Genomic DNA, 17,758 nt, shown 5'->3' with positions numbered 1-17,758 from the left:
ATGTAGAAGATACGCTTGGAGTTCGGCTTTCTGAGCTTGGCCAGAATCTCGTCCTTGTCCCGGCACTGGCTGACAAAGTCCTTCCCCAGACCGGGCATGCCGATTTCAAGCGAGCGCAGGCCCTTCTGGAGGGACTCCTTGAAGGTGCGGCCAATGCTCATGGCCTCGCCAACGCTCTTCATGGCGGTGCTCAGCACATCCTCTGCGCCGGGGAACTTCTCAAAGGTGAGGCGGGGAATTTTGGTAACCACGTAGTCGATGGAGGGCTCAAAGGAGGCCATCGTCTCGCGGGTGATGTCGTTGGGGAGTTCGTCGAGGGTGTAGCCCACGGCGAGCTTGGCGGCGATTTTGGCAATGGGGAAGCCCGTCGCCTTGGACGCCAGCGCGGAGGAACGCGACACACGGGGGTTCATCTCGATGACGACCAAGTCGCCGTCCTCGGGGTTCACCGCAAACTGCACGTTGGAGCCGCCGGTCTCAACGCCGATTTCGCGCATAACGGCGATGGAGGCGTCGCGCATGGCCTGGTACTCAACGTCGGTCAGGGTCTGGGCCGGGGCCACGGTGATGGAGTCGCCCGTGTGCACACCCATGGCGTCGATGTTTTCGATGGAGCAGATGATGACGCAGTTGTCATTCTTGTCACGCATGACCTCCATCTCGTATTCCTTCCAGCCCAGCACGGACTGCTCCAGCATCACCTCATTGGTGCGGCTGGCGGTGATGCCGTGGTCGGCAATCTCCAGCAGGTCTTCCATGTTGTAGGCCACGCCGCCGCCGGTGCCACCAAGGGTGTAGGCGGGGCGAATGATGATGGGGAAGGGAATAACGGTTGCGGCCTCGCGCACCTCGTCGAGGTTGCGGGCAATACGGCTGACGGGAACCTTGAGGCCGATGTTGTCCATGGCCTGTCGGAACAGCTCGCGGCTTTCGGCTTTTTCGATGACGTCGCGCGCCGCGCCGATGAGTTCCACGCCGCACTTCTCCAGCACGCCCATCTCCGCCACGGCCAGCGCCGTGTTGAGGCCGGTCTGTCCGCCAAGGGTCGGCAGCAGGGCGTCCGGGCGCTCCTTCTCGATGATGCGGGCCACGGTTTCCGGCTCGATGGGTTCAATGTAGGTCCTGTCGGCCAACTCCGGATCGGTCATGATGGTGGCCGGATTGGAGTTGACGAGCACCACCTCATATCCCTCTTCCTTGAGGGCCTTCAGGGCCTGGGTCCCGGAGTAGTCGAACTCACAGGCCTGGCCGATGACGATGGGCCCGGAGCCGATCAGCATAATCTTCTTGATGTCGGTACGTTTGGGCATGTCGCTTTCGGTATGGTTCAGGTTATAAATCGTGCGTGCCAGAGGGTTCGGCCCGCAGGGGCACGCCAGTTGAATTGCCTGGAAGGTGGAGATGAGAGATTGCTTTGGAACCGATCTCCCGAAGCGGAGATGCGCGTGTTATAGTTGAGCACGCCTTCGGAGTCCAGCAAAAAGCGTCTCGTCCCACTGCCTACCTCGTATACAAGTGGGCCAGCTCCGCGTAGTGCCTGCGATGTTCTTCCGGCAGCGGAAGGGTGTCATCCGTTGCGAGGGCGATGCAGGTTTTTGCAAGTTCCGCCTCTATCAACGTCCGGCGTTTCATGCGCTGCTTCCACGAGGCCTTGCGCAACAGCCCTTCGCCTTCGCTGACGATGGTCCGTGCACGGCTGGCCACGCTGTGCCGCCGCAACACCTTGTCCCGCCCCGCCGCCGCTATTTCCGCCAGCCGTCCGGGCTGGTCCAGCATCAGGCGCGCCACGCCCGCCGCCGAGGCCGCATCCCCGCGCGTATAGACAAGGATTTCCTCGTCCACGGCAAAGAGGTCCGTCAGGCCGTTTTGGGTGGCTTCCGTCAGCACGGCGGCGCCGCAGGCTGCGGCCTCAAAAAGGCGGAAGTTCAACTCGCCCGCCGCGCTTTGGTTCAGCACAATGCGGCTGCGCCCAAACACGGGAGCGTACGCGCCCTGCGTGACATACAGCGGATGAAGGCGCTTAAAGCCTTGGAGAAAGGCTTTGCGGGCGGCATTGATGGTGCCCTCCACCGTGCCGACGAAGCTGACGGGAATATCCCGTTCGCCGCCGGGGTCCACATCCACGTCCGGCTTGCAGAACAGCGGGAACCAGCGGATGCGCCGGGGGTGGTCCACATGCTCGAACAGGGGCAGATAGTCCTTCTGGGCCACCAGCACGAGGTCGAACCCCATGCTGTAGGGCACGTGCCACGGATTGAGGTATTGATCGATGGAGTAGGCGATGGTGGGCGCGGGGAGTTCCGACAGCCCAACAACACAGGGAGGAATGGAGGTATCGCACCAGAACACAAGGTCCGGCACAAAACCGTTGGCGTCCAGCACCTGCGTCAGCCGCTGCAGGGACATGGTGGTGTCGATTTCGACATCCAGCCCCCGGCGGCCCGCAGGGCCGATGGCGAGGACCTCGTGCCCGAGCCGTCGAAACTCGGGCACGAAGTACGTACCGTCAATATTCAGTATTCGCATGAAACGCCATCTTGCGGAAACGCCGGATGGCGTTTCCGGCAATGTGATTAAAGAATTACGAAACCTTGGTACCGTTCCCGGTGGCGCCGGAAACAGTCAACAGCTGCATACCGCCATCAGTCTTGGCGGCAAGAATCATCCCCTGCGAGACCTGCCCGCGCAGTTTGCGCGGCGCAAGGTTCGCCACAACGACAACCTGCCGTCCGACGAGGTCATCGGGGCTGAAGTATTCGGCCAGACCGGCCACCACCTGACGCGGCTCGTCTTCGCCAAGGTCCACCTTGACGAGGAGCAGCCTGTCCGCATCGGGATGCGGCTGGCAGGACACCACGGTGCCGACGCGCATATCAACCTTCTGGAAGTCCGCAAAGTCGATGATGCCGTCTTCCGCCCCGGCTTTGGCAGCCTTGGCGGCCTTGTCCTGCTTCTTCTGCTTTTTGGCGGCCTGCTTTTCGGCCTTGGCGGCGTCCTCTTCCTGCTTCTTTTTCAGGTCCACGCGGGGGAAGAGGTTGGACGCCTTGGCAAGGTGCAGTCCCGGCTCCAAACGGCCAAAGGTCTCCACCTCGTCCTTGATGTTCACGGCGGCAGGATCAAAGTCCGTGCCCTGCCCCAGCTGCTCCAACATGGTCTCCGCCGTGGTGGGCATGACGGGCCAGATGTGCAGGGCAATCTTGCGCATGAGCATCAGGAGCACATACATCACATCGCCGAGGCGCTCGGTCTCGCCGTTCTTGGACAGCGCCCACGGCTGGGTGCTGTCCACGTACTTGTTCAGGCCGCGCACCAGTTCCCACAGGGACTCGATGCCGCGTCCGAACTCGAACGTGCCAAACAGCTGCTGGTAGTTCTTGAAGGAATCAATGGCCAGCTGGAGCACCTCAAGGTCCACACTCTCGTGCTTGCGGCTGGGGTTTGGCACCTCGCCGCCGAAGTACTTGTGCGTCATGGACAGCACGCGGGAGAACAGGTTGCCAAGGTCATTGGCAAGGTCCGCGTTCAGGCGGCCCACAAGGGCGTCCTCGGAAAAGGACGCGTCGCGGCCAAAGCGCATTTCGCGCAGGAGGAAGTAGCGGAAGGCGTCCTGCCCGTAAGTGCCCACCATGGACAGCGGGTCCACCACGTTGCCGATGGACTTGGACATCTTGGTGTCCTTGACCAGCCAGTAGCCGTGCACGTTCAGGTGCTGGTACGGCTCGAAGCCTGCGGCCTTGAGCATGGTGGGCCAGAAGATGGCGTGGGGCTTCAGGATGTCCTTGGCCACAAGGTGGTTGGCGCTGGGCCAGAACTGGTCGAACTTGTCGCCCTCGGGCCAGTCCAGCGCGGTGATGTAGTTGAGCAGCGCGTCAAACCACACGTAGGTGACGTAGTCCGTATCAAAGGGCAGCTCAATGCCCCACGACAGGCGCGTCTTGGGGCGCGAGATGCACAGGTCGTCCAGCACGCCCATGTCCAGCATGGAGAGCACCTCGTTGCGGTAGCGCTCCGGGCGGATGAAGTCCGGGTTGTCCTCGATGTGCTTCTTCAGCCAGTCCTGATACTTGGACATGCGGAAGAAGTAGTTCTTTTCGCGGATAACCTCGGGTTCCTTGTCATGGTCGGGACACTTGCCGTCCACGAGGTCCTTTTCGGTGAGGAACTGCTCACAGCCGTAGCAGTACAGCCCCTCGTACTCGCTCTGGTAGATGTCGCCGTTGTCGTAGACCTGCTGGAGCACCTTCTGCACCGTCTTAATATGGCGGGGCTGGGTGGTGCGGATGAAGTCGGAGTTCTGGATGTTCAGCTTGGGCCAGAGGTTCTGGAACGTTCCGCTGATGTCATCCACAAATTCCTTGGGGGTCTTTCCGGCGGCTTCGGCGGCCTGCATGATTTTATCACCATGCTCGTCGGTTCCGGTCAGGAAAAACGCCTCTTCACCGGAAATACGGTGAAAGCGCGCCACACTGTCTGCCACGATGGTCGTGTAGGCGTGGCCCAGATGGGGCTTGGCGTTCACGTAATAGATGGGCGTGGTGATATAAAACCGGCTCAACTTGGTTCCTCCTGAATTATCTCTTCGCTATTCGCTTTTGTTGCCCTTGTGCCGCGGTTTGCGGCGGGGCTTGCGGCGCGGTCTGTTCTTTTGGCGCGGGTCGCCGCCTTGGCTGTCGCCAGCGGGCTTGCCCTTGGCGCGCTGCTGGGGGCGACGCTTTTTGCCCTTGCCCTTTGGCGCGTCCTTGCCCTGCTTGTCGCTGCTCTGCGCGTCGTCCGCCTCGGCGGGCTGTGGCGCATCAGGCTGGCTGGGCTGTTCGGCCGGCGCGGCGTCCTGTTCTGGCTTGGGGGCCGCCTCGTCCTGCTTGGGCGCGCCCTTTTCGGGGCGGTGCGGCGGCTTGCCGCCCTTGCCACGCGGACGCGGCGGGCGGGGCTTGGACCGCATGCTGGCCTGCGCCTCCTGCAAGCGGCGTTGCAGCTCCTGCGGGTCGATGCGGCGGGGATTAAGCGCGTGCCATTCGTCCAGCGTCAGTTCGCGCTCCTCGCCAAACTCCGAAAGCACGGCGATGCTGTTGCGGAAGAAGTTTGCGCGCAGCACCTTAAGGATGCCGTCGTCCGTCTCCATCCGTTTGCCGATTTTAGGGCACTGGCGGTAGAACTCCGCGTAGTTTTTTTCCTCAAAGCTCAGGCAGCACAGCAGGCGGCCGCAGATGCCGGAGATTTTGGTCGGGTTCAGGAACAAGTTCTGTTCCTTGGCCATCTTGATGGTGACCGGGGCGAACTTGCGCATGAACCTGCGGCAGCAGGTCACCATGCCGCAGTTGCCCACCGCGCCGAGCATCTGGGTTTCATGACGCACGCCAATCTGCCGCAACTCAATGCGCGTGCGGTAGTTTTTGACGAGGTCCTTGACCAGCTCGCGGAAGTCTACGCGTCCGGGCGCGGTAAAGTAGAAGATGATTTTGCCGCGGTCAAAGAAGACTTCCACATCAACGAGTTTCATCTCCAGACCACGTTCCGATATGCACCGACGGCAGAACGAGAAGGCTTCGCGCGCAAGGGTGTCATTTTCCCCGGCGGTGACCATGTCCTCCTCCGTCGCCAGACGGAAGATGGGCTTGAGCTCCTCCTCGGGAATATCCTTGGGAGCTTCCGGCGACACGGTAATAACCGTGCCCAGGCCCATGCCTTGGTCGGTCTTGACGATGACGCTGTCGTCCTTGTTCACGACGAACGCGCCCGAGTCGAAATAATAAATCTGGCCGTAATCGCTGAATTTCAATCCAAGTGCGTGGCCCATGTCGCCTTCCTATCTGTGTTCATGTATTGTCCAACGCGCCTGTATAAATCAGTTCCGCGCGAACTTCAAATGCCGGCTTGGCCTGTTTGGCGGGCGCCGTCGCCCTCTGCCCCGCCGCCTCGAACCTCCGCCCGGGCGGATTTGCGGCCGCCGCGGCGCCCCCGCAGGCCATTTCCCCGCTTGCGGCCCCCTTGACTTGCTGCGGCCACAGGCACACTATTTCCCGTGTCAGCCACATGGACAAGGAGGACATGCCATGAGTGCAGAGCGAACCAACGCGGGTCCGGACATCATTGCAAATTTGGCGCAGCGCTGGAGCCCCCGCGCCTTTGACGAGACAATCCCCGTCACTGACGAGCAGCTGCGCATACTGCTGGAGGCCGCCCGCTGGGCGCCCTCGTGCTTCAATGAGCAGCCATGGTCCTTCGTCGTTACCAAAAAGGGCGACGACGATCACGCCCGCTTGCTCGACTGCCTTATGCCCAAGAATCAACTCTGGGCAGGGTCCGCACCTGTGCTCCTTTTGTCCGTGGCGCACACGGTGTTTTCCCACAACGGCAAGTCCAACAGGCACGCTGTCCATGACGTAGGGCTGGCCGTTTCGCAGCTTATCCAGCAAGGGATGGCCATGGGCCTCAGCGTGCACCAAATGGCCGGATTCTCGGTGGACAAAGCCCGCTCGGCCTTCTCCATCCCCGACGAATACGCCCCGGTGGCCGCCATTGCCCTTGGCACGCCCGGTTCACCGGACATTCTGCCCCCAGACCTGCGCGAAACAGAACTCGCCCCGCGCACGCGAAAGCCGCTTTCGGAGATGGCCTTTGGCGGCCATTTCGGCCAACCATCCCCCCTCGCCGACTGACGCGCCAGCTTCAACCCACCGGAGATCGCATGACGTATACCATCACTCCCCTGCTCACCGGCGTCCGCAACCCGGACCAAGGCATCATGACCTACCAGCAAGGCTACGGAAAGCCCATCTGGCTGCCCATCTATGCCTTTCTTGTCCGCGGCGACGGCGTCAACATTCTCATCGACACCGGCCTTGATGAAGACGAAGTCATCATCCCGCGCGGCTTTGCCGAGGAAACCGGCCTTGAGGTCAAAACCATCACCGAATGTCTGGAAGACCACGGCCTGACGCCGGACGATATCTCCCTTGTCATCAACACCCATCTACACGACGACCACTGCGGCAATAACGGCCTGTTCACCAAGGCCCAGCACGTTGTCCAACAGAAGGAGCTGGACTTCTGCCGTCACCCGCATCCGCTGGACCACCGCTACGACACCTACTTTATCGAAGATGTCGAGTTCACCACCGTGGACGGAAAGGCCGAGGTGCGTCCCGGCATCCGGGTGGAACTGACGCCCGGGCATACTCCCGGCATCCAGACCGTGACCATCGATACGGCGGACGGCCCCGTCATCGTGCCCGGATTCTGCTGTAACGAAAAGAACTTTCAGCAAAGCGGCAAGGTCGTCTGCCCCGGCGTGCACTGTGACGCCTTTCTCGCCTACGATACCGCCCAAAAGGTCGGCGCCATGGAGGGCACCATCCTGCCCATGCACGGCCTGAGCATAGCGGGCAAGACCTACTAGCCCCGCACCCTGCGCGCAAAAAGGGCCGGAAATGGCGAATACAAACGATTCGCCCCTTCCGGCCCTGTGCTGATACTGCTGCGTCGCAAAAGCTAGGCGCGCTCCATTTCTTCCGGAGTCAGCCCCACAATGCTGATGCCATGGGCATCGGCAAGGGCAATGGCTTCCTCAAGGTCAAAGAACAGGCTCTTGCCTGCCTCAATGCCGATGCAGGCGCCGCCGATGTCAATCATGGTGCGCACCGTTTGCAGACCCGCCGCCGGCAGGTCAATGCGGTCGTCCTGACCGGGCTTGTACACCTTGACCAGCACGCACCCCTCGCCCGCCAGCTCACCGGCACGGCGCAGGGCGGCGTCCGTGCCTTCCGGGCCTTCCACGGCCACAACCATACCGCTTTTCACCACAAGGGACTGGCCGATGTCCATGCTGCCTATGCTCTTGGCCTTGGGCCAGCCATAGCGCAGGTCGCCCAGCACCTCCTGCGGGGGCGCGGTACGGGTGAGCACGCCTGCGGGGGTGCCAATGTTCGGCACCAGCGTCAAGGCGGAAACCACGTGCAGCCCTTCGGCCTCAAGCTCCGCGGCAACGGTGCTCAAAATGGCGTCGTCGCCCTTGGTCTTGAGCTTAAAGAGCAATTTCACGGCCTTGAAATCCGGGCGGATTTGCAGGGCCTTGGGCTTGTTGATGGCGCCGGCGAGCACCACGCGGGTGACGCCGTTCTCGTGGAAAAAGGCAAGGAGCTTGGCAAGCTGCCCGATATGAAGCTCGCGGAACGCATCGGTCTTCTCGGCAAGGGACATGTCCGTATGCCCGGAGAAGCCGACGGCGGCGACCCGCAGCCCGGCCTCGCGTGCGCCCTGCGCCACAAGGAACGGGAACTGGCCCCCGCCGGCGATGATGCCGATGGTTTCAGTGGTCATGGGCGTCCGCTAGTCTCCGTGCTTGCAGTTCTTGCCAACGTCGGACAGACAGCCGCGCTCGCTGGAGCGGATAAACTCCACAAAGTGCTGCACCTGCGGAATCTCGCTTTCCTCGGCGGCCAGCATCTCCAGCGCTTCCTGACGCGTATGCTCGGAGCGGAAGATGAGCGTATAGGCGTGCTTGAGGGCGCGGATAACGTCGCGGGTCATACCCGCACGGCGCAGGCCGATGGTGTTCAGCCCGCGCAGGGAGCCACGCGTTCCGGCGGCCATGCAGTACGGCGGCACGTCCATGGTCACGCCGGTCATGCCGCCGACAAAGGCGTAGTCGCCAATGCGGCTGAACTGATGCACGCCGCACATGCCGCCCACAACAGAGTGCAGACCAAGCTCAACGTGGCCCGCCAGCATCACGCAGTTGGTGAGGATGGCGTGGTCGCTGAGGGTGCAGTCGTGCGCGACGTGGGCATAGGCCATAATCATGCACTTGGAGCCGATATGCGTCTCGCCGCGGCCTTCGGGAGTGCCGCGGTGGATGGTGACAAATTCGCGGATGATATTGCCGTCGCCCACCACCAGCTTGGTATCTGCGCCCTTGAACTTGATGTCCTGCGGGTCGCCGCCGAGCAGGGCATTGGAGTGCACCTGATTGTCGCGGCCAAGGGTGGTGTAGCTTTTAATCTGGGCAAAGGCGTCGATGTGGGTGTTGTCGCCGATGACGGTGTTCTTTTCGATGATGGCGTAGGGGCCGACGACAACATTTTCGCCGAGCTGCGCGCTCGGGTCGACCACAGCGGAAGGATGAATCTCGGTGGGCACTAGATGTCCTCCCTCTTGACCAGCGCGGCGCTCATCTGGCCCTGGCAGGCCACTTCGCCATCAACCAGCGCGGTACCGGTCATCTTGACCAGATGCATCTTGCGGCGCACATCGGTGACGCGCAGTTCCAGCCTGTCGCCGGGGCGCACCGGGCGGCGGAAGCGGACCTTGTCCATGCCCGTGAACATAAAGACGCCGTCGGAGGTGTCCTTTTGATTCAAGGAATCGGACAGGTGCACGAGCAGACCGCCAGCCTGCGCGAGGCTCTCGCAAATGAGCACGCCGGGCATGACGGGAAGCTCCGGGAAATGCCCCTGAAAGAACGGCTCGTTAAAGCTGACGTTCTTGTAGGCGGAGATGGTTTCGCCGGGGGTGAAGTCCGTGATGCGGTCCACCATCAAAAAGGGATATCTGTGCGGGAGCATTTTCAGGATGCCCTGAATGTCCACGCTGTTCAGGTCAAGATTACTCATCGGTGCCTCCCTGACAGGCTGCCTTGAGCGCTGCCAGTTCCTTCTCCAATTTCTTCACACGCTTGAACAGGTCCGGCATCTTGGGTGCCAGCGACATGTTGCGCATGTATGTTCCATAGTCCATGGCCGGATGCCCGCCCATGCGTTTGCCTTCCGGAATGTCCGTACGCACGCCGCACTGGGGGCCAACCACAACATCGTTGCCGATGGTCACGTGGTCTGCAATGCCCGCCTGTCCGGCCATGATGACATTGCGGCCCACCTTGGTGCTGCCCGCAATGCCCACCTGCGACACGATGGTGCAGTGCTCGTCCAAATCACAGTTGTGGGCAATCTGCACGAGATTGTCCACCTTGGTGCCACGGCCAAGGCGCGTGGTGTCGAGCATGGCGCGGTCGATGGTGGTGTTGGCGCCGATTTCCACGTCGTCCTCCACCGCCACGCGGCCCACCTGCGGAATCTTCTGGCGGCCGTCTTCCGTTGGGACGTAGCCAAAGCCGTCACTGCCCAGCACAGCGCCCGAATGCACCATAACGCGGTCGCCAAGGACCGATCCGGCCATCAGGGTGGCGCTGGGGTACACGGTGCAGTCCTCGCCAATGATGCAGCCCTCGCCCACATAGCAGCTGGGGAACAGGCGCGTGCGTGCCCCCACCTTCGCCCCCGCCGCCACAAAGGCGAAGGGATAGACGTCGGCATCGGGGTGCACGTCGGCATCGGGATGCACGTAGGCCATCTCGCTGACGCCCTGCCCTTCAAGGCAGCCCTGCGGCGGCGTAAAGAGCATGAGCAACCGCGCGAAGTCCATGTAGGGGTTGGCGCTGACCAGCGCGCGCTCGACCTTGCCCGCAAAGTCTTCAGAGACCACGACCGCTGCTGCGGCCGTGGTCTCCAGAAGTTCTGCGTATTTGACATCGGCAAGGAAGGTCACGTCGTTCGGCCCTGCGGATTCGAGGGTGCCGACACCGGAGACGGTGCAGTCCTCGCCGCGCAGGGTCAGCCCCAGCTTGGAGGCGAGTTCCGAAAGGGTGAATTCCATGATGCGTCCTGTTTGTTCTACTTGCGGGAAGCCTTGTTCACTTCAACAATGATCTTGTTGGTGATGTTGCTGGCGTCGTCCACGTAGAGCACACCGGCAGCCTTGCCGTCGAGGATCATGGAATAGCCGTGCTTCTTGCCGTAGTCTTCCATGACCTTAAAAATGGTGTCGATGATGGGCTGGGAGAGGCGCTCTTCCTCGGTCTTAATCTTGCGCTGGTAGTTGCGCAGGGCGTCCTGGAAGTCGCGCACCTTGCGCTTGAACTCGATTTCCTTGTCCATCTTCGCTTCCTGAGACAGCACAAGGCTCTGCTTCTGCATCTCGCTGCGCATCTGCTCGATGTCCTTCTTCTGCTTGTCCAGCTCGTCCTTCACGCCCTTGAACTTGTTCTGCAGGGAGCCCAGAGCCTTCTGGCCGGGTTCGCAGTTCTTAATGATGTGGGGCATGTTCACCACGGCAACTTTGCCCTGAGCCCACGCGGCGGTGGGGGCAAGCAGCATGACGGCGACAATGGCGAGAAGCATCTTACGCATGATTCGACTCCTTTTGGGAGAAAGTTGTTTCCGATTTCACACCGAAAAAAGCGCCCCGGGCACGGTGTCACACGACGCCGGGCCTCGGGGCGCGGGTTTACCGTTTTGCCTAGAAGAACTGGCCCATGGAGAATTCGAGCTTGCCCTTGCCACCCTGATCGGGAACCTCGTCAAGAGCGTAGCCGTATTCAAGGCGCAGAGGACCGAAGGCGGAGTACCAGCGGATGCCGCCACCAATGCTCTTCTTCCAATCCAGATCCATGGATTCGTCATCATCCCATACGTTACCTGCGTCGAAGAACACAAGGCCCTTAACGCCCAGGTCTTCAAGCAGCGGGAAGATGTATTCCACGTTCACGAAGGCCATCTTGTCGCCGCCGATGCGGTCGCCCGTTTCGGGATCGATGGGCGAAATGCGGCGGGACTTGTAGCCGCGCACGGAGCTGATGCCACCAAGGTAGAAGCGCTCAAAGACCGGAATCTCGTCGCTGCCGTTCTCGAAGGCGTAGCCCATGCGGCCGTGGAAGTGGAACGTGGTGTCCAGCCACAGCGGGATGTACTGGCTATGGTCACCCACCAGTTTCACGAACTCGTCGTCGCCCATGAGCACGCCACCGGCGTATTCCAGAGACAGGCTGGAAATGGAGCCCTTCGACGGGTCGAAGCGCTTGTCGGTGGTCCGGCGCTTGACGCCGAAGGTCATGGAGCTGAGCCAGTGGTTGCCTTCCACCTCACGAATCTGCCACGCGGCGTCGTCGTCAACGTCGCTGACATCGTAATTCTCAAGGCGGTAGTTCCAGATAAAGTTGGTGTATTCGCCAAGGGGATAGCCAAGGCGGACGCGGCCGCCAAAGGTGTCCCTGTCGTAGTCGTCCCAGTCCACGCGGGTCATGTACAGGTCGCCACCAGCGGACCACGGGCCGTCATCGACGTGCGGGTTGGTGAAGCTCACCTTAAAGCTGGAGTCCGAGCCGCCAATGGTGCCGGTGAAGCCGGTGTAGTAGCCCTTGCCGAAGAGGTTGCGTTCTTCGATGGAGCCGGTCAGGAAGCCGCCGTCGGCGCTGGAGTAGCCAACACCTGCGGACAGGCGTCCGGTGTTCTTCTCCTTCACGCGGACCTTGAGGTCCATCTCGCCGGGGGTGCCTGTGGGCACGGGCTCGATGTCGGCATTCTCGAAGAAGTCGAGGTAGCCAAGACGCTGGCCGGAGCGGCGCAGCTTGGAGCCGCTGTACAGGTCGCCGTCGGAGAGTCGCATCTCGCGGCGGATGACGTTGTCGCGGGTCTTGGAGTTGCCCTCGATGGTGACGTGGCGGATGTAAATCTTGTCACGCTTCTTGAGGTCAAAGGTCACGTCCACGGTGGCGGTATCGCGGTCCGGGGCGAGACGGTAATCGGCCTCGGCGTAGGCGTAGCCGTAGTTGGAGTAGTATTCGGTCAGGCGCTGGGAGTCCTTGTGCAGGACGGCGCGGCTGAAGAATTCGTCTTCCTCGGCGAGGTCGTCGATGGCGATGACCTTGGACAGCGTGTCTTCGGTTTCGAGGATGTCGCCGGTGAAGGCCACATGGCCCACCTTGTAGCGGGTGCCCTCTTCCACCTTGAAGGTGATGTAGATGCCGTCCTCGCGGTAGTCCACCTCGGGCTGGCCGACCTTGACGTCGATGAAGCCGTGGTTGCCGTAGTAGGCCTCAATGGCGGCGGTGTCGCGGGTGAGGAGGTCTTCTTTCAGCACGCCGCTGCCCGTAATCCACGAGAAGATGCCGCGTTCGTCCAGAGCGAGTTCGTCCTTGAGGTCGTCCTCGTCCACCTGCTCCGCACCTTCGATGGCGATGCCCTTGATGTAGAGCTTGTTGCCTTCGTCGATGGTGATATTCAGGCGGGCCTGACCGTCGGACTGCTCCAGATTGTAGCTGACCTTGGCGTTGTAGTAGCCTTCCTTGCGGTACTCTTCCTTAATCTTGCCGAGGTCGTCGGACAGGACCTTGGGGTTCAGGACCGCGCCGGTCTTGGTGGACATGAGCTCCTGCACCTCGTCGGTCTCCAGCTCCTCGTTGCCAAGGATGCTGACGGCCTGAATGCGGGGGCGCTCCTCCACCACAAAGGTGAGGCGGATGCCATCAGGAAGGTCGTCCATACGGACCTGCACGTCGCGGAAGTAGCCGAGGTCGTAGATGCGCTTGACCTCGTCGTTGACGGCTTTGGGGTCGTAAATATCGCCCTTGCGGGTGCGCAGGCGCATGAGCACGACGTCCTTTTCAAGGATGCGCGTGCCCTCGACGTTGATGTCGGAGATGCTCTGCTTGCGCAGCAGTTCCATCTTCACCTTTTCGGCCAGGTCTTCAATGGCGGGGACCACATTGATGAGGCCCTCCTTCACCACGAAGAGCGGCTTGGCCTGCTTGAGGCCAAAGGCCTCGACCAGCCGAACGTCCAGGCTGAGGGTTTCCCCGACCTGGTTGAAACTGCCGTAAACGGCATAATTCGCGCCAGCAAGCAGCGCGAGGTCCTTGGCGGAGGCGATATCGAGGTAATCGATGTCGTTTTCCTCCAGCAGGGAATACATATCATCATGCCCGACCACCTCGAAGCCGAACGCTTTCAGCTTGTCATTGAGCAGTTCGGGCAGACTGTCCTTGAGGTAATCAAGTTCCTGATCGGCGCGCACCTCAAAGGGCAGCACGATCACCTTGACCTTGGACGCATCGGCGGCTTTTGCAGCCGGGCAGATGCCAACGATGGTTGCGCAGGCCACAAGGCACGCGCAGATGAGCCGCATCCGCTCAATCAGCTTGTTCATACAATTCTCCGGAGCGCAGTTCCAACCGTCTTTCCATTTTTCCAGCCAGGTCGTGATTATGCGTCACCACAACCAGCGTCATTCCCAATTCAACATTCAGGTCGAGAAGCAGAGAGCCGACGTTTTCACCATTGGTCTCGTCCAGACTGCCCGTGGGCTCGTCGGCAAGGAGCACTTTGGGCCGGAGCAGAATGGCCCGCGCAATGGCCGCCCGCTGGCGTTCGCCGCCAGAGAGGGTGGTCACGCGGTGGCTTTCGCGCCCCGTCAGTCCGGAGAGGGCAAGGGCCTGCCGTGCGCTTTCCAGCGCCTCCGCACGCGCCATACCGGAAATAATACCCGGCATAGCTACGTTCTCCAGAGTGGTGAACTCCGGCAGCAGGTGGTGGAACTGAAAAACAAATCCCACCTCACGGTTGCGCAGTGCGGCGCGGTCGCGTCCGCCAAGGCGCTTTAAGTCCTTGCCAAGAAAAAAAATCTCGCCAGCCGAAGGCGTGTCGAGCGTACCAAGAAGTTGCAGCAGCGTGGACTTGCCAGAGCCGGAAGCCCCCACAATGGCAAGGCTCTCGCCGGACTGGATGGACAAGTCCACCCCGCGAAGCACGCTGACGCGTTCGCCAGGTCCGGAGAACTCCTTACCAACACCCCGCAATTCATACAACGGGAAATTATTCATAGCGCAACGCCTCTGCGGGAACCAAACGCGCGGCCTGCCGCGCCGGGTAGATCGTTGCGAGGAAACACAGCGTCAGCGCGCTCACCCCAATCAGGGTCATATCCAGCCAATCAAGCAGCACGGGCAGGTGGTCCATGGAGTAGATGCCCTTGGGCAGCTCAATGAACTGGTACTTTTGCAAAAGCCAGCACAGGGTCAGCCCCAGCGCGTAGCCCAGCGCCGTCCCCGCCACGCCGATAATCATCCCCTGCATGGTAAAGATGCGGCGGATGCTCTCGCGCGTGGCGCCCATGGACATCAAGATGGCGATGTCGCGGGTCTTTTCCATCACCAGCATCACCAGCGTGGTGACGATGGAGAACGAACCGACCAGCACAATCATCACCAAGATGACGAACATGCCCACCTTCTCCAGCTTGAGCGCGGCGAAAAGGTTGGCGTTCATTTCCTGCCATGAGCGGACATAGAACGGATAGCCGCCCACAACCTCGCGCACGCCCTTGCCGATTTCCGTGGCGCGGTCCACATCGCTGACGCGAAGCTCCAGCCCGCTGACCACATCGTCCTTCAGGCCCAACAGGTCCTGCGCGGCCGGAATGGCCACGTACGCCAGCGAGGAGTCGTACTCGTACATGCCGGTCTTGAACACGCCCGCCACGCGGAACACCTTCACCGTGGGGGTAAAGCCCGCCGCGGTGCGCTTGCCCGCCGGAGAGAGCATGTTCACGAGGCTGCCCTTGCGCACGCTCAGGCGCGCGGCAAGCTCGGAGCCGATAATAATGCCGGGGGGACCGGGACGCGCGCCAAGGCGCAGGTCCTCAAGGGAGCCTTGGTTCAGGTCGCGGGAGAGGGTCAGCACGTCGCGCGCGCTGTCCGGGTCGATGCCGCGGAGCACTGCGCCCTTCACACCGTGCCGGGTGCTGAGCATAACCTCATAGTACACAAAGGGCGTCACACCAGTGACGCCCTCCACCTCGGCAACCTTAGCGCCAAGTGCTTGGTAGTCCGGGATTTTCGCTTCGGCGCTGGCGACCACAAGGTGGGCGTTCACGCCGAGGATTTTATCCCGCATATCGGTGCTCATCCCGTTCATCACCCCAAGGACCACAATCAAGGCGGCCACACCAAGGGCCACACCAAGAATGGAGATGACCGAGATGACCGAGATGAATGCCTGCCCGCGACGGGCAAGCAGGTACCTCAGGGCAACGAAGGATTCAAAACTCATGATCCGGAACCGACCTCCGGACGCAGCAGCGGGAAGAGGATAACCTCGCGTATGCTGGGGGAATCGGTCAGCAGCATGACCAGTCGGTCAATGCCAACGCCCTGCCCAGCCGCCGGGGGCATGCCGTACTCCAGAGCGCGGACGTAGTCCGTATCCATGAAGTGGGCTTCCTCGTCGCCTGCTTCCTTCTCCGCCACCTGATCCTCAAAGCGCATGCGCTGGTCCACGGGGTCATTGAGCTCGGAGAAGGCGTTGCCCATCTCGCGGCCCGTGATGAACAGCTCAAAGCGGTCGGTGATGGTGGGGTCCTCGTCATTGCGGCGGGACAGCGGAGAAATCTCCGTGGGGTAGCCGTAGATGAAGTGAGGCTGGATGAGCTTGGGCTCAACGAAGATGTCAAACAGCTTCGCCTGCACCTTGCCCAGCTTTTCCCCTTCGACAACCTTTTCGCCTTCCTTTTTCACAAGGGCGACGGCGGCGTCGTAGTCGTTGTAGATTTCAGGGCCAACACCGCCCACCTTCTCGATGGACTCATGGAAGCTCAGGCGCGTCCATGCCCCGCGGGACAGGTCGATGATATCACCCTGATACGGAACCTTGGTGGTGCCGCAGGCTTCTTCTGCCACGTAGGAGAACAGCTCTTCCGTCAGGTCCATGAGGTCATGGAAGTTGGCAAACGCCCAGTAGAATTCACACATGGTGAACTCCGGGTTGTGACGGGTGGAGATGCCCTCGTTACGGAAGTTTCGGTTGATCTCGTAGACCTTCTCGAAACCGCCGACGAGCAGGCGCTTGAGGTACAGCTCCGGCGCGATGCGCATGTAGAGCTTCATATCCAGCGCATTATGGTGCGTCTCGAAGGGTTTGGCCGTTGCGCCGCCGGGAATGGGCTGCAGCATGGGCGTTTCCACTTCAAGGAAGCCTTTGGAATCCATAAAGTTGCGGAACGCACGCACGACTTTGGAGCGCGTCTCGAAAATCTTTTTGGTCTTTTCGGTGACGATGAGGTCCACGTACCGCTGGCGGTAGCGGGTCTCCACGTCTTTAAGACCATGGTATTTTTCCGGAAGCGGACGCATGGACTTGGTGACCAGTTCCACGGATTTCGCAAGGATGGTCAACTCGCCGGTTTTGGTGCGGAACAGGCCGCCACGCACACCGACAATGTCGCCAAGGTCGTATTTTTTAAAGACCTTGTAGTCGTCCGCGCCCAGTTCGTCGCGGGCAACGTAAACCTGCATGCGGTCGGTGCCGTCCTGCAGGTGGAAGAAGGTCACTTTGCCAAAGGAGCGGTGCGCGACGATACGGCCAGCTATGGCAAACTCGTCTTCCATCGCCTCTAGGGCTTCGCCGTCGTAGGCATCATAATTCTTTTTGATGTATGCGACGTCGGTGTCCTTGCGAAATGTATTCGGGAACAGGCTAAGACCCTCATCAAGGAGGGTACAGGCCTTGCCGACGCGGTTCTTGAGCACTTCGTTCAGCTCTTCGGACTCCTGCATAGCGCGGAGCATGGGCTGAAACTGCTCAACGAACGGGGACTTAACGGGAAGCTTTATCTGCTTTTGCTGAGGCTGGTTGCCTTTCTTACTCAAGGTAATCTCTCCAAACCGTGACGTTCATCGTGAAAGAACCCGTGAGGTGTATTCGCATTGGGGCGCGGCGTCAAGAACAGGCCCACCAGCGCCGCCTTCCAGCACCCACATAAACTTTTTTGCCAGCAATTGGAAATTTCTTCTTGACGGGCATTTGCGAAATCCCTATTAACCCAATCCGCGGACGGCGAAACCGTTCACGCAAGATTCCCCGGTGGCTCAATCGGCAGAGCGGGTGACTGTTAATCACTAGGTTGGCGGTTCAAGTCCGTCCCGGGGAGCCAGAGA

At 61.0% G+C, this 17,758-nt stretch carries 15 protein-coding genes and 1 tRNA gene; 3 read left to right on the top strand and 13 right to left on the bottom strand.

The annotated features are described in order from the left end of the window. The 4 genes from carB to ACY69P_RS04075 all read right to left on the bottom strand — a co-directional run. A partial coding sequence (gene carB, locus ACY69P_RS04090; protein ID WP_462326662.1) for a carbamoyl-phosphate synthase large subunit occupies positions 1-1,310 on the bottom strand: 1,310 nt, incomplete at its 3' end. Positions 1,311-1,500: 190 nt separating this feature from the next. Continuing rightward, on the bottom strand, positions 1,501-2,526 hold the full coding sequence (locus tag ACY69P_RS04085) for a glycosyltransferase family protein (protein WP_459901330.1): 1,026 nt from the start codon (positions 2,524-2,526) through the stop codon (positions 1,501-1,503). A 55-nt stretch (positions 2,527-2,581) separates the two neighbouring features. Next, on the bottom strand, positions 2,582-4,555 hold the full coding sequence (gene metG / locus ACY69P_RS04080) for a methionine--tRNA ligase (protein ID WP_462326661.1): 1,974 nt from the start codon (positions 4,553-4,555) through the stop codon (positions 2,582-2,584). Between the two features lie 27 nt (positions 4,556-4,582). Next, positions 4,583-5,794, bottom strand: a complete 1,212-nt coding sequence (locus tag ACY69P_RS04075; RefSeq protein ID WP_459901326.1) for a PSP1 domain-containing protein — start codon at positions 5,792-5,794, stop codon at positions 4,583-4,585. Positions 5,795-6,050: 256 nt separating this feature from the next. On the opposite strand from ACY69P_RS04075, the gene ACY69P_RS04070 reads away from it, so the two are divergent. Both ACY69P_RS04070 and ACY69P_RS04065 read left to right on the top strand, forming a co-directional pair. Continuing rightward, entirely contained in the window at positions 6,051-6,656 is a 606-nt protein-coding gene (locus ACY69P_RS04070) for a nitroreductase family protein (protein ID WP_462326660.1), read from the top strand. A 29-nt stretch (positions 6,657-6,685) separates the two neighbouring features. Further along, complete coding sequence (locus ACY69P_RS04065) at positions 6,686-7,396, top strand: N-acyl homoserine lactonase family protein (RefSeq protein ID WP_459901322.1); 711 nt, start codon at positions 6,686-6,688, stop codon at positions 7,394-7,396. Between the two features lie 92 nt (positions 7,397-7,488). Here the strand turns inward: ACY69P_RS04065 and ACY69P_RS04060 are convergent, their stop codons facing one another. From ACY69P_RS04060 to lysS, 9 genes are all read right to left on the bottom strand, one after another. Further along, entirely contained in the window at positions 7,489-8,316 is an 828-nt protein-coding gene (locus ACY69P_RS04060; RefSeq protein WP_462326659.1) for an LpxI family protein, read from the bottom strand. Between the two features lie 9 nt (positions 8,317-8,325). Further along, on the bottom strand, positions 8,326-9,135 hold the full coding sequence (gene lpxA / locus ACY69P_RS04055; protein ID WP_462326658.1) for an acyl-ACP--UDP-N-acetylglucosamine O-acyltransferase: 810 nt from the start codon (positions 9,133-9,135) through the stop codon (positions 8,326-8,328). Beyond that, entirely contained in the window at positions 9,135-9,608 is a 474-nt protein-coding gene (gene fabZ, locus ACY69P_RS04050) for a 3-hydroxyacyl-ACP dehydratase FabZ (protein ID WP_404843238.1), read from the bottom strand. The genes lpxA and fabZ overlap by 1 nt, the downstream gene beginning before the upstream one ends. Beyond that, positions 9,601-10,647 carry a UDP-3-O-(3-hydroxymyristoyl)glucosamine N-acyltransferase gene (lpxD, locus tag ACY69P_RS04045; protein WP_462326657.1) on the bottom strand — a complete coding sequence of 349 codons (1,047 nt, stop codon included), beginning with the start codon at positions 10,645-10,647 and terminating at the stop codon, positions 9,601-9,603. The genes fabZ and lpxD overlap by 8 nt, the downstream gene beginning before the upstream one ends. Positions 10,648-10,664: 17 nt before the next feature. Next, positions 10,665-11,180: an OmpH/Skp family outer membrane protein gene (locus ACY69P_RS04040; protein WP_404843240.1), complete on the bottom strand. Its 516-nt coding sequence runs from the start codon at positions 11,178-11,180 to the stop codon at positions 10,665-10,667. A 109-nt stretch (positions 11,181-11,289) separates the two neighbouring features. Further along, positions 11,290-13,974, bottom strand: a complete 2,685-nt coding sequence (bamA, locus tag ACY69P_RS04035; protein WP_459901316.1) for an outer membrane protein assembly factor BamA — start codon at positions 13,972-13,974, stop codon at positions 11,290-11,292. Further along, the gene (locus tag ACY69P_RS04030; RefSeq protein WP_404843242.1) at positions 13,958-14,647 is read right to left on the bottom strand and encodes an ABC transporter ATP-binding protein; all 690 of its coding nucleotides are present in this window, start codon (positions 14,645-14,647) and stop codon (positions 13,958-13,960) included. Before ACY69P_RS04030 ends, bamA begins: the two co-directional genes overlap by 17 nt. After that, positions 14,640-15,875 (bottom strand): lipoprotein-releasing ABC transporter permease subunit, encoded by a 1,236-nt coding sequence (locus ACY69P_RS04025; RefSeq protein WP_462326656.1) that lies wholly within the window; start codon positions 15,873-15,875, stop codon positions 14,640-14,642. Before ACY69P_RS04025 ends, ACY69P_RS04030 begins: the two co-directional genes overlap by 8 nt. Continuing rightward, a complete protein-coding gene (gene lysS / locus ACY69P_RS04020; RefSeq protein ID WP_459901627.1) occupies positions 15,872-17,389 on the bottom strand; it encodes a lysine--tRNA ligase in 1,518 nt (505 codons plus the stop codon). Before lysS ends, ACY69P_RS04025 begins: the two co-directional genes overlap by 4 nt. A 289-nt stretch (positions 17,390-17,678) precedes the next feature. On the opposite strand from lysS, the gene ACY69P_RS04015 reads away from it, so the two are divergent. Continuing rightward, positions 17,679-17,754, top strand: a tRNA-Asn gene (locus ACY69P_RS04015). Positions 17,755-17,758: the final 4 nt, after the last annotated feature.

This window comes from Desulfobaculum sp. (assembly GCF_054921475.1).
The sequence above is the reverse complement of the archived record's forward strand: the minus strand, read 5'-3'. Positions and strand labels throughout refer to the sequence as shown.